Here is a 13047-nt window from a genome sequence, read left to right as displayed (position 1 = left end):
TTTTTACAATAGTTAATCGATCCTCAAACCAATAACTAAAGCATATCCGATAATGAAAGTAACCGTAGTTGGAGCCGGAAACGTAGGCGCTACATGCGCTGATGTTCTTGCTTACCGCGAAATCGCGAACGAAGTAGTTTTAGTGGATATTAAAGAAGGTTTTGCCGAGGGCAAAGCGCTTGATATCTGGCAGAAAGCCCCTATAAACCTTTATGACACACGCACTGTTGGTGTTACGAACGATTACTCCCGCACTGCTGACTCTGATGTGGTTGTAATAACCTCCGGCCTGCCACGCAAGCCAGGCATGACCCGCGACGACCTGATCTCAACCAACGCGGGTATTGTAAAGTCAGTAACCGAAAATGTTATAAAATATTCTCCGAACGCCATCATTATTGTGGTTTCCAATCCGTTGGATGTGATGACGTATGCGGCTCATATTACGTCTAAATTACCGCGTACCCGTGTAATGGGTATGGCTGGCATTCTGGATACAGCACGCTACAGAGCATTTTTAGCAGAGGCACTTAATGTATCTCCGAAAGATATTCAGGCTGTATTAATGGGTGGCCACGGCGACACCATGGTACCACTTCCACGCTACACCACTGTAGGCGGTATACCTGTAACAGAACTGATTGAAGAAGACAAACTGAACGCTATAGTGGAGCGCACGAAAAACGGTGGCGGCGAACTGGTAAAACTGATGGGTACTTCGGCCTGGTATGCACCAGGTTCTGCGGCTGCTCAAATGGTTGAGGCTATTGTACGCGATCAGCGCCGCGTGTTCCCGGTTTGCGTTAAACTGGAAGGCGAATATGGAATTGATGGAGTATACCTCGGCGTACCTGTGATTTTAGGTAAAAACGGTATCGAAAAAGTAATTGAGCTTCAGTTAAACGATGAAGAGAAACAGTTGCTGGAAACTTCGCGCGGACACGTAAAAGAGGTAATGGAAGCGCTGGATAAGATCAATGCAAATGCTTAAATAAGGAAGCATTCCCTATAAAGGCAGAAGGCGCTACTGAATAAGTAGCGCCTTCTGCCTTTATAGGGAATGCTCGGTTACTCCTTTTCTATTTGCTTTCTTTCAGTTTCTTTAAAAACTCATTAGCCGCTGCTTCGTCTTCCTTCAGGGTTATAATCACAACGCCATTGGCTCCTTTGTCACCATAGCGTTCTACCGCAGATGTATCTTTCAAAACATCAACCGCTTCAATCCAATCTGAATCAATAGTCTTTAAAGAAGCATGCTCCACAGGAAACTCTTCTGCTGAGTTGCTTCGGATTATATAAAGCACATCTTCCGGACTTACATTTTTCCTCGTTTTTATAGTCATTGTCTTGCTTTCTTGGGCAAGTACGCTGGTAGAGGAAAACACGCTTAGTATCAGTGCAAACGCAAATAAGTATTTCATATCTTTTAAGTTAGGTTCTACATTGTCTTACTTAAAGATACGAAGATTATTCTTTCTGGCTGGCCTGGAAGAGCTTTTGTTTTTCTTCTTTGGATAAGCTTTCGTAACCGGAACTGGAAATTTTGTCCAGAATACGGTCTATTTCCAATTGGCTTGGTTTACCTGCATAACTGCTGCTGGCTACATTGCCATTAGAGGGAGCAGATGCTGTTGAGCGCCGATGCGTTACTTTTAAAGCAGGTCTGCGTTTAAATATTCCTGTTACAAAACCGAATAAACCATGTATAGGCCTGCCCAGATCGCTACCGCGCTGCAACTGCTTGATAAACATCCAGCCTAAAAACGCGCCACCCAAGTGGGCAATATTTCCACCGGCATTGCTTCCGACCGCCCCGGAAATAGACAACACAACTAAGAACAGCGCAATATACTTTATCTTTACCGGGCCTATCAATATTAAATTAAAGGTATAGTTTGGCAGTAAAGTGGCTGCTGCAACTACAACAGCCAAAACACTGGCAGAGGCACCTATCATAACAGCATAAGCCGACCTGTCTGCAAAAAAAGGCACCAGGTTGTAAAAAAGGATAAACAGCAAACCACCTGCAAGCCCACCTAAAACATATAAGCTTAGCAAGCGCTTATCGCCTAAGTACTCCCGGACCAACTGCCCAAACCAATACAGGTTAAGCATATTAAATATAATATGTAGAAAACCTTCGTGGGTAAAGAAATAGGTTACCAGCGTCCAGGGCTTTATCAGCACAGACCACGGATCAGAAGGCAAGGCAATAAAACTCATTAACCTGCCGTACACTTCAGGCCCTACTGTAAACGTAAGAAGCATACGCAGCACAATAAGCACCACAAAAACAATAACATTAATAAGAATGAGTTGCTTTAGTGTATTATTGGGCTGCCGGAAAGAATCTTTTATATCTTGTAAAATGCTCATTATACTTTTAGCATAAAAAAATAATTGTCATAACACACATAGTTGCTTTACGCTTGCCCGCCCTACAAAACGTTGCTGTATCTGCTAAACAAAGAAAGCTACTTATAGTTAAAGCTTAATAATTACGATAATCGTTCCGTTGCCACATCCTTATCAGGATATACGCAAACAACATACCGCCAAGGTGTGCAAAATGTGCTACGTTATCGCCGGGCACACGGTTGAAACCGGAATACAATTCATACGCACCATAGAGCAATACAAAATACTTAGCTTTAACCGGAAAAGGAATAAAAAGCAGGAAGAGCTCCAGGTTCGGGAACAGCATCCCAAAGGCCATTAATATACCGAAAACAGCTCCGGATGCTCCTACCAATGGTGTATTCACCACTTGATTGTAGACACGCCTTACAATTTGCTTGCTCCCCTCAATATACTCGGGACTGTCAGGATTACGACGAAACTCTGAGGCCATCTCCAGTCCTGCTCCGGGTGCCAGATGGTTGTCCATAAAAATATTGAAACCCAGAGGAGTAGGATTCTCCAGGTACTGTTCTGTATCTGCACGCAGGTTGTTCAGCTCGAAGGTTCTGACGCCTGTATAAAGCAAGCTAGCTCCTAAACCTGTAATCAGGTAAAAGGCCAGAAAGCGCTGTGGGCCCCAGAAACGCTCCAGCATCGGACCAAAAATAAACAAGCTGAACATGTTGCTAAACAGGTGCCCCCAGCTACCGTGCATAAACATGTGCGATAAAAGCTGAATTGGCTGAAAATATTCAGAGCTGAAATGATATAAAGCAAATTGCGCAGAAGGTATTAACCTGTCCTGCAAAATAAAGATAACCACGTTGATGATCAGGATGTTCCTGACCATGGGCGTTATATTAAGCATGCGTTAAGCGTTTCTAAGGTAGAACCATCAGCCTTTCAAAAAAAGCTCATGCAGCTGGCTAAGCTCCATGATTACTAGTGTTTTCTGACCACCAGGTGTATAATAGGGCACCTGGCAGGCAAAGAGTCTGTCTACGAGCGAATTCATTTCTAGGTCAGACATGCGCGACTGAAGTTTTGACGCCAGTCTTTTTGCCATAGCGCGCGCCAGATTCTCTCTTTTATCAAGCTTTAAGGTGGCCAGATTGTTTTTATACTGTTCAATTAACTCTTCCAGCAGCTCTTTCTCATTCGCTGCCTGCACATCGGCTGGTATGGCATTCAGAATAATGGTATTACCACCAAAGTCCTCAAACTGAAAACCAAGTTCCCGAAACTCCACAGCCAGTTCCTTCAGCAACACGGCATCGGCTGGCGAAAGCTCTACAGTTTGCGGGAAGAGCAGCGTTTGGGAGGCTACGGCTTTCTTCTGCGGTGAACCGATGTACTTCTCATACAAAATGCGCTCCTGTGCAGCCTGCTGGTCTATCACCATGATGCCTGATTTCACCTGCACCAACAGGTATTTCTGGTGTACCTGCAGTGTTTTGTTAACGGCAGCCGGGCTCTCGGCAAATGCATCATCCAACAGCCCCATCCCCGAAGAAGAAGTAATACGCTCCTCCTCTGCCGGCATCTGCTGCTTTAAAGGTTCGTACAGTTCTTCCCAACCTTTAGAACTTACCCGCTTAGGCGATGCAGGCACATTAAAGCCAGGAAATTTGTAGTCTTCCTCAAACTCACTCCTGACGCTCTGCAGTCGGATCGGCTGCAAGGGTGCAAAATTCACATCGCTCTGAAAATCAAGGGAAGGCGCTATATTATGCAGTCCCAACGATTTCTTAACGGCAGCATGCACAATAGCGTATACCGTTTTTTCGTCTTCGAACTTTATCTCCGTTTTAGTGGGGTGCACATTTATATCTATCTTCTCCGGATCGAGCTCAATAAAGAGCACATAAAACGGGTAATTATCTTTCGGAAGCAGTCCTTCGAATGCCATCATAACGGCATGGTGTAAATACCCACTTTTGATGAAGCGGTTATTTACGAAGAAAAACTGTTCTCCCCGGGTCTTTTTAGCATATTCAGGCTTGCCTATATACCCTTTCACGCTCAGAAAAGACGTATCTTCCTCGCAATAGGCCATCTGCTCTTTATAGTTGTTGCCAAACACACCCACGATCCGCTGGCTCAGCTTGGTTACCGGCAGGTTAAAAATTTCGGTGTCGTTGTGGTACAACGACATGGCAACTTCGGGGTATGCCAGCGCCACCCGCTGAAACTCATCCAGAATATGGCGCATCTCCACCGCGTTGGTCTTCAGAAAGTTGCGGCGGGCGGGCACATTATAAAACAGATTTTTAACAGAAATAGAAGTACCGGCCGGTGCAACCACAGGTTCCTGAGCCACTACGGCCGACCCCTCCACCAGCAACCTGGTACCTGCTTCCGCTGTGTGCTGCCTGGTTTTAAGCTCTACCTGGGCTACAGCCCCAATAGAAGCCATTGCTTCTCCCCTGAACCCCATTGTTCTGATGCGGAACAGATCTTCGGTAGAACTGATTTTGGAGGTGGCATGCCGCTCAAAACACATGCGGGCATCTGTCTCCGACATACCAATACCATTATCAACCACCTGTACCAGCTGTTTCCCTGCCTCCTTCACAATCAACTGCACGTTTGTTGCCTGCGCATCTATGGCATTTTCCAGCAGCTCCTTTACCACAGAGGCTGGTCTTTGCACCACTTCGCCGGCAGCAATTTGATTGGCAAGGTAATCCGGTAATAAATGTATAATGTCGGGCATCCGATAGCGTTAGTCTTTGTAATTGTTTTGTTACTAAACCAGCTCCAAGATTAAATTCGGACTGATTTTTGATTTTACTTATTTGTAAAAACAGAACTTATTCAGAAGTAATTTTATTACTAATTTACAGACTGATTAAAAAAAGATGCTGGAATTTTTGGTAAACCTTGATTTAATCTATGGCCTAATTTAATAAATGAGCCAACAGGTGGTTTTGAAACTGCGGCGCCGGCACACAGAACAGGCGATGCCGCATACCACTTAAACAGCTCGGCAGGTTTTACGTCTTCCGCGTGTTTTTAATCTGTAAAAAGGAATACAGCAGCATAAAAATTTACTTCTCCTGTACCGTCCTTTGCAAAATTAGGCTTAATTTCGACTTGTTCCAATAATATAAATACCTGTGTAGGATGTTGAAGCGTTTTAGTTTAGGATTGCTTGTACTTATTTTTCTGGGAATGGGGCCTATGATGTCGTTAAAGCCATCAGAAGATGCCGTGGATGAGGTAAAAGAGAAAAATTGGGTGGACAGCGTCTATAACTCACTTACTCCTGACCAGCGTATTGGGCAGCTTTTTATGGTAGCGGCCTACTCTAACAAAGACGAAAAGCATTTCAGGGAAATAGATGCACTAGTGCGAAACCAGGGCGTGGGCGGCGTTATGTTTATGCAGGGCGGGCCTGTGCGGCAGGCAAAACTTACCAATCGCTTTCAGGGGCAGGCAAAGGTGCCCCTGTTAATTGCCATGGATGCGGAGTGGGGCCTTGGCATGCGCCTGGACAGCAGCATGAACTTTGCCAAAGCCATGACGTTGGGTGCCGCAACCGACGACAAATACGTGTACATGATGGGCCGTGAGATTGCTTTAAAAATGAAGCGCATAGGTGTGCATGTGAGCTTTTCGCCTGTTATTGATGTAAACAGCAATCCAGGCAACCCTGTAATTGGCACCCGCTCCTTTGGCGAATCAAAAGAAGAGGTGGCCCAACGCGGCGTAGCCTATATAAAAGGCCTGCAGGACCACGGCATTATGGCTGTTGCCAAACATTTTCCTGGCCATGGCGACACCGATACCGACTCTCACTTATCGCTGCCTGTTATTTCACATGATCTGAAGCGCCTGACGGAGGTAGAGCTTTATCCATTTCGTAAATCATTCGAAGCAGGCGTAATGGGTGTTATGGTAGCACACCTCTACCTGCCCAGCATCGATACAACACGTAATCTGGCCACTACACTTTCTTATCCACTGGTAACAGGGCTTCTGAAGGAAAAGATGGGCTATAAAGGCCTTGTGTTTACAGATGCCCTGAACATGAAAGGGGTAACCAAATACTATGCACCCGGAGAAGTTGATTTAAGAGCACTAATGGCCGGAAACGATGTACTTCTTTTTCCCGAAAATGTACCGGTAGCCATTGCCAAAATAAAAGAAGCTGTTAGCCAGGGGAAGCTAAAGCAGGAAGAAATAGAGCAGCACGTTCGCAAAATACTCGAAGCCAAGTATTGGGCAGGACTGAACAACATCAAGCCTGTGGCACTCAAAAACCTGCAGGAAGACCTGGAGCGCCCGCTGAGCGAGGTAGTGCAGGAACAGATTTATGAGAATGCGGTAACGGTAGTTCAGAACAAGAACAATTTCCTGCCTTTCCGTAACCTCGATACCATGAGCATTGCCTCAGTGGCTATCGGAGCAAATAAAGGAAACACCTTTCAGCAAACCTTAGGCAACTACGCGCCTATAGCAAAGTTTACAATACCTAACCGCTTTGCTCCGGACTCTGCTTTTACAAAAGTGATAGCACAGCTCCGCGATTATGATGTGGTGGTGGTGAGCATACACAACATGAACATTACACCCCAGAAAGACTTTGGTGTAGGCGTAAGCACACGTGCCTTTATTAAATTTCTGCAGGAACGCACCGACAAGAAAGTAGTGGTGGCTGTGATGGGCAACGCTTACAGTCTTAAGTTTTTTGAAAACAGCAACTGGCTGGTTTGCGGCTACGAAGATAATGCCACCTCTCAGTTGCTGGTGCCGCAGATACTGTTCGGTGCAAGGGCTGCCAAAGGAAAACTGCCGGTTACAGCATCAGCCAAATTTAAGGCGGGCACAGGCGTTTCCACCGCTTCCTTAAATCGCTTAAAGTATGGCGCACCAGAAAGTGTAGGTATGGATTCCAGAACCTTGGCCCAGATAGACAACATTGCACTTGAGGCTATTGCCTATGCAGCTACTCCGGGAGCCCAGGTACTGGTAGTAAAAGACGGAACCGTGGTATTTAACAAATCCTACGGATACTATACTTACGATAAAATTAAGCCTGTAACCAATAACACGGTATATGACATTGCCTCTGTTACCAAAGTGGCAGCCACACTGCAGGCAGTTATGTTCTTAAAAGATCAGGGAAAAATTTCGCTGGATGAAAAAGTATCAGCTTATTTACCTGAACTAAAAGGCACCAATAAAGAGGGTATCATTATCCGGGATGTGCTGGGGCACCAGGCAGGCCTGAGAGCAGGCATTGTGCACTGGCAAAAAACGCTGGATAAGCTAAAACTAGCCCAAACCTACTATGCCAGCACCCGCACCGATGTGTTTCCAAATGAAGTGATACCTGGTGTATACTCCATTAAATCGATGGAAGACTCTCTTTGGACCTGGACGGTAAAATCGCCTTTGCTACCGCGCAGTAAAGGCGCCAAAACCTATGAATACCAGTACAGTGACCTTGGCTTTTATATTATGAAGCGCATGGCAGAAAAGATGCTGAACCAGCCCTTAGATGAGTTTATGGATCAGAACTTTTACACCCCGCTTGGCCTGAGCACCATGACTTACAAGCCCTTGCTAAAACACCCTAGAGAAATCATTGCGCCGACAGAGGATGACAACTATTTCCGCAAAAACCTGATATGGGGCACTGTACACGATCAGGGTGCTGCCATGATGGGTGGTGTAGGTGGCCATGCCGGTTTATTTTCGAATGCCAACGACCTGGCTATACTGATGCAGATGAACCTGCAGAATGGACAGTATGGCGGGCACAACTACTACAACAGCAAAGTAGTGAGCGAATTTGCCAAAAAACAATTCTCCGGAAGCCGCAGAGGCCTGGGCTGGGACAAACCTGCAACAGATGGCGGTAACGGACCAACCTCTAACCTGGCTTCAGCAGAAACATTCGGACACACTGGTTTTACGGGTACGGCAGCCTGGGCAGATCCGGATACTAACCTAATTTATATCTTCCTGTCAAACAGAGTTTATCCAGACGCCGGGAACCAGAAACTCGTAAAGTATAATATCCGCTCTCGCATTCACGATGTGATATATAAAGCGATTGTACCTAAAACATAAATTTAAATGGTAATTTAGCGGGTGCAGCCACAGAGGCTGCACTTGTTATTTCCACAGCATAGATACTATGAGAATCGGGATTGTCTGTTACCCAACTTTTGGAGGTAGCGGTGTGGTAGCCACAGAATTAGGAAAAGAGCTTGCCCTGAAAGGACACAAAGTTCATTTTATCACCTATAGCCAGCCAGCTCGCCTCGACTTTTTCAACGAAAATCTTTTTTATCACGAAGTATACATTCCTACTTACCCCCTGTTTCAGTACCCGCCGTACGAACTGGCACTTGCCAGTAAAATGGTAGATATTGTTCAGTTCGAAAAACTGGATGTGCTGCATGTGCATTATGCCATACCCCATGCTTCGGCAGCCTTTATGGCAAAGCAGATCCTGAAAACGAAGGGAATTCATATACCTGTTATCACCACCCTGCATGGTACAGATATAACCCTGGTAGGTAAAGATGCTTCTTTTGAACCTGTTGTCACGTTCAGCATAAACCAGTCAGACGGCGTTACAGCAGTTTCAGACAGCCTTCGGGCAGAGACGTATAACTTCTTCCAGATTGAAAAAGAAATAGAAGTTATTCCTAACTTTATCAACCTGTCTAAATTTAAGCGTCAGAAGAAAGATCATTTCCGAATGGCCATCAGCCCGAACAACGAAAAGCTGCTGGTACATACCTCCAACTTTCGGTCGGTAAAACGAATTGAGGATGTAATCCGGATTTTTGCCAAAGTGCGCGAAAGAATTCCGAGCAAGCTGTTGCTGATTGGCGACGGGCCGGAAAGGCCTAAAATGGAAAAGCTGTGCCGGGAACTGGATATTTGTAGCGACACACGCTTTTTAGGTAAAATGGAAGCCGTAGAAGAAGTACTCTCTATAGCCGACCTGTTCCTGATGCCTTCCGAAAAAGAAAGCTTTGGTTTAGCGGCACTGGAAGCCATGGCCTGCGAGGTGCCGGTTATTTCTTCTAACGCAGGTGGTATACCGGAGCTGAATGTAGATGGCGTTACCGGATTCGTAAGCCCTGTAGGCGCTGTAGACGAAATGGTGAAGAATGCGCTTTACATTTTGCAGGACGAAAACCTGAGCCGGTTTAAACAAAATGCCTTTAATCGCGCCAAAGACTTTGACATTAACACCATTGTGCCGCTGTACGAACAATATTACCAACGTATTATTGATGAGCAACTAGCTTTACTTTAATTCTAAAATTATTGACAAAATATTGAAAAACCAGCAAAATTTTACGTGCTGGTTTTTTTTATATTGTATCTTTACTGCTTAAGATAAATACCTAGTTAACTTTAGCTAGCTTTACGTGCCAAAGCAGAAATCTTACTCTTAAAATTAATTTTCAGCTGCTGGTATACGCATTGCTTGTGAAGCTAAATCACCCGTAATTATGAGCAAAGACAAATACTTTATCATTGATTTTGACAGCACATTCACACAAGTGGAGGCTTTAGACGAGTTAGGTGAAATAACCCTGCATGATGACGAACGCAAAGATCAGATTCTTCAGGAAATAAAAGATTTAACAAACAGTGCCATGGAGGGTAAAAGCTCCTTTACTGTAGGATTATCCAAGCGCCTGGCCCTGTTAAAAGCAAATAAAAAAGACCTGCAGCAACTTATTCCAAGGCTTCGCGACAAGGTATCAGAATCCATTAAACGAAACAGAGAGTTCTTTACAGAATTTTCTGATAACATTTTTATAGTATCAAGCGGGTTTAAGGAGTTTATCACCCCAATTGTTACTGAATACGGCATTAAGGAAGAAAATATTTTTGCCAATACATTTCTGTTTGATGAGAACGGTAACATTATTGGTTTTGATGAAGCCAATGTACTGTGCCTGGACAAAGGAAAGATAAAACTGCTTGAAACTATGGCGCTGAAAGGCGATGTGTATGTTTTAGGCGACGGGTATACCGATTACGAAATAAAAGAGGCCGGTCTTGCCAACAAGTTCTATGCCTTTACAGAAAATATTGCCCGCGATAGTGTAGTGGCAAAAGCAGAGCATATAGCACCAAGCTTAGACGAGTTCTTATACCAGAATAAACTTCCTATGGCTATCTCCTATCCCAAAAACCGCATCAGAGCACTTCTGCTGGAGAACATCCACCCTAAGGCTGTGGAGCTCTTTAAAAAAGAAGGATACCAGGTTGAAACTGTTGCAGGTGCTTTAAGTGAGGAGGAACTGTGTGAGCGTATAAAAGACGTATCTATACTGGGCATCCGCTCTAAAACACACGTTACCAAAAAAGTGCTCAAACATGCAAATAAGTTAATGAGCATTGGCGCATTTTGCATTGGCACAAATCAGATCGATTTAACTGCTGCGCTCGATGCCGGCATTACGGTTTTTAATGCGCCATTCAGTAACACCCGAAGTGTTGTGGAGCTGGCAATCGGCCAGATCATCATGCTGAGCCGCAACATCTTTGACAAAAGCGAAAAGATGCATCGTGGCGAGTGGGATAAATCGGCAGCCGGTAGTTTTGAAGTACGCGATAAAAAACTGGGAATTGTTGGCTACGGCAACATAGGCTCACAGCTTTCTGTTTTGGCAGAATCGCTGGGCATGGAAGTTTATTATTACGATGTGGTAGAGAAACTGCAGCTTGGTAATGCCCGCAAGTGCGAAACCTTAACTGAATTATTGGAAATAGCAGATTTTGTAACGCTGCACGTTGATGGCAGGTCTTCCAATAAAAACCTTTTTGGTGAAGCAGAATTTGCCGCCATGAAAGAAGGGGCTATTTTCCTGAACCTGAGCCGTGGCCATGTAGTGGACTTATCCAGCCTGGTAGGGGCTTTAAAAACAGGCAAGCTTCGTGGAGCAGCGGTAGACGTTTTCCCGGAAGAGCCAGCCAATAATTCTGAAGAATTCGTGAGCGAGCTTCGTGGTTTGCCAAATGTTATTCTGACGCCGCATATTGGAGGAAGCACTCTGGAGGCGCAGCAGAACATTGCTGACTTTGTACCGAAGCGCATTATGCAGTACATCAATGCCGGTAATACATATCAGAGTGTAAATTTCCCGAACATTCAGCTGCCTGAGCTAAACAATGCACACCGCCTGATTCATATACACCAGAACGTGCCGGGTGTATTGGCCAACATAAACAAAGTGCTTGCCAGCAACCATGTTAACATTCTGGGCCAGTACCTGAAAACAAATGAACGTGTGGGATATGTAATCACCGACATCGACAAAGCCTACGATAAAACAGTAGTAAATGACATGAAGCAGGTGCCGCATACCATTAAATTCAGAATATTATATTAATAGCTAAGGCTACTCCTGTCGCTGATTGGGCGCGGGAGTAGCTATGGTATACCTAACCTATTGCCAGTATCAGTAACGTTCTGCTCATTTATCTGCAATACCTTTTCCATGACTAATAAGATTTTCTTTACGCCAGGGCCTTCAGAATTATATCCTACAGTTGCAAAGCACATACAAAGTGCTTTAGAAGATAAAATTGGAAGTATTTCGCACCGCAGCCAGCAGTTTAAAGATATTTATGCACATGCCGAAGCTGAACTGCGCACCCTGCTTCAGTTGCCGGATAATTATGAGGTGCTGTTTCTGTCGTCGGCCAACGAAATATGGGAAAGAGCCATTCAGAATACAGTAGAACACGAAAGTTTTCACTTGGTAAACGGCTCCTTTTCAAAACGCTTTTACCAGGTATCAGGGGAATTGGGGCGTAAAGCAACTAAATATGAAGCACCCTTTACACAAGGCTTTGATGCTGCAAGTATACATGTTCCTGCCACAGCTGAATTAGTAGCTCTTGTACAAAACGAAACCAGCTCAGGTGCCAGTATGCCTGTGGCGGAAATCAACAAGTTCAGGGAGAAAGTAAGTCCGGATACGCTTCTTTTTGTAGATGCCGTTTCTTCGCTTCCTATTCCGGCCTTTGATTTCAATCAAGTTGATTCTGTTTATTTTTCGGTTCAGAAATGCTTCGGGCTTCCGGCTGGCTTAGGTGTCTGGCTTCTGAACAACCGGTGTGTAGCGAAGGCAGAAGCTTTGCAGGCAAAGGGAGTTTCGCTTGGCTCTTACCATAGTATACCTGCCATGCTTAGCAAGGCAAAGGCAAACCAAACTGTAGAAACACCAAATGTGCTCAACTTATACCTGCTGGGCAAGGTGGTGGAAGACATGCTTCAGAAAGGAATAGAAACAATCAGAGAAGAAGCAGCAACCAAAGCACAGCTTATCTATGAGTATATAAAGGTCAGCAAAAACTTTTCTGCTGCAGTACAGGAGCAAGCCCATCGCTCCGTTACAACCATTGTAGCCAATACCATTTTACCGGCATCCGAAGTAAATAAATTGCTGGCTCCATACAACATGGCTGTTGGCAGCGGCTATGGCGACTATAAAGAGAAGCAGATCAGAATTGCCAGTTTTCCTGCTCACAGTGTAGAACAGGTACAGGCTTTGGTTGAAAAGCTGCAGGAGTTAGTAGGCTAACAGAAGCGGCTCCTACAATTTTTTAATTTACAGCTGTAGCAGCAAATCAGCTTTTGATTGATGCCGATGGCTT

At 44.9% G+C, this 13047-nt stretch carries 9 protein-coding genes; 5 read left to right on the top strand and 4 right to left on the bottom strand.

What is annotated here, in order from left to right; translation table 11 throughout:
- The first annotated feature begins 52 nt into the window (after positions 1 to 52).
- Positions 53 to 991 (top strand): malate dehydrogenase, encoded by a 939-nt coding sequence (gene mdh, locus C1N53_RS20735; protein ID WP_137761124.1) that lies wholly within the window; start codon positions 53 to 55, stop codon positions 989 to 991.
- Between the two features lie 88 nt (positions 992 to 1079).
- On the opposite strand, the gene C1N53_RS20730 is transcribed toward mdh, so the two are convergent.
- The 4 genes from C1N53_RS20730 to mutL all read right to left on the bottom strand — a co-directional run bounded on the left by C1N53_RS20730 (position 1080) and on the right by mutL (position 5116).
- Positions 1080 to 1421 (bottom strand): hypothetical protein, encoded by a 342-nt coding sequence (locus C1N53_RS20730; RefSeq protein ID WP_137761123.1) that lies wholly within the window; start codon positions 1419 to 1421, stop codon positions 1080 to 1082.
- 46 nt (positions 1422 to 1467) lie between these two features.
- Positions 1468 to 2376, bottom strand: coding sequence for a rhomboid family intramembrane serine protease (locus C1N53_RS20725; RefSeq protein ID WP_206077590.1), 909 nt, complete (start codon positions 2374 to 2376; stop codon positions 1468 to 1470).
- 115 nt (positions 2377 to 2491) lie between these two features.
- Complete coding sequence (locus tag C1N53_RS20720; protein ID WP_137761121.1) at positions 2492 to 3268, bottom strand: rhomboid family intramembrane serine protease; 777 nt, start codon at positions 3266 to 3268, stop codon at positions 2492 to 2494.
- Positions 3269 to 3295: 27 nt separating this feature from the next.
- Entirely contained in the window at positions 3296 to 5116 is a 1821-nt protein-coding gene (gene mutL, locus C1N53_RS20715) for a DNA mismatch repair endonuclease MutL (protein WP_137761120.1), read from the bottom strand.
- 434 nt (positions 5117 to 5550) lie between these two features.
- Here mutL and C1N53_RS20710 point away from each other — a divergent pair, with 434 nt between their 5' ends.
- From C1N53_RS20710 to C1N53_RS20695, 4 genes are all read left to right on the top strand, one after another.
- Positions 5551 to 8481: a glycoside hydrolase family 3 N-terminal domain-containing protein gene (locus C1N53_RS20710; protein WP_371415936.1), complete on the top strand. Its 2931-nt coding sequence runs from the start codon at positions 5551 to 5553 to the stop codon at positions 8479 to 8481.
- Positions 8482 to 8548: 67 nt separating this feature from the next.
- Positions 8549 to 9685 carry an N-acetyl-alpha-D-glucosaminyl L-malate synthase BshA gene (bshA, locus tag C1N53_RS20705; RefSeq protein ID WP_137761119.1) on the top strand — a complete coding sequence of 379 codons (1137 nt, stop codon included), beginning with the start codon at positions 8549 to 8551 and terminating at the stop codon, positions 9683 to 9685.
- A gap of 199 nt (positions 9686 to 9884) precedes the next feature.
- The gene (gene serA / locus C1N53_RS20700) at positions 9885 to 11777 is read left to right on the top strand and encodes a phosphoglycerate dehydrogenase (RefSeq protein WP_137761118.1); all 1893 of its coding nucleotides are present in this window, start codon (positions 9885 to 9887) and stop codon (positions 11775 to 11777) included.
- A gap of 108 nt (positions 11778 to 11885) precedes the next feature.
- On the top strand, positions 11886 to 12974 hold the full coding sequence (locus tag C1N53_RS20695) for an aminotransferase class V-fold PLP-dependent enzyme (RefSeq protein WP_137761117.1): 1089 nt from the start codon (positions 11886 to 11888) through the stop codon (positions 12972 to 12974).
- Positions 12975 to 13047: the final 73 nt, after the last annotated feature.

Origin of the sequence: Pontibacter sp. SGAir0037 (genome assembly GCF_005491705.1) — a bacterium.
GTDB lineage: Bacteria > Bacteroidota > Bacteroidia > Cytophagales > Hymenobacteraceae > Pontibacter.
Note: the sequence above shows the minus strand (reverse complement) of the source record. Positions and strands in the feature narration are given on the sequence as shown.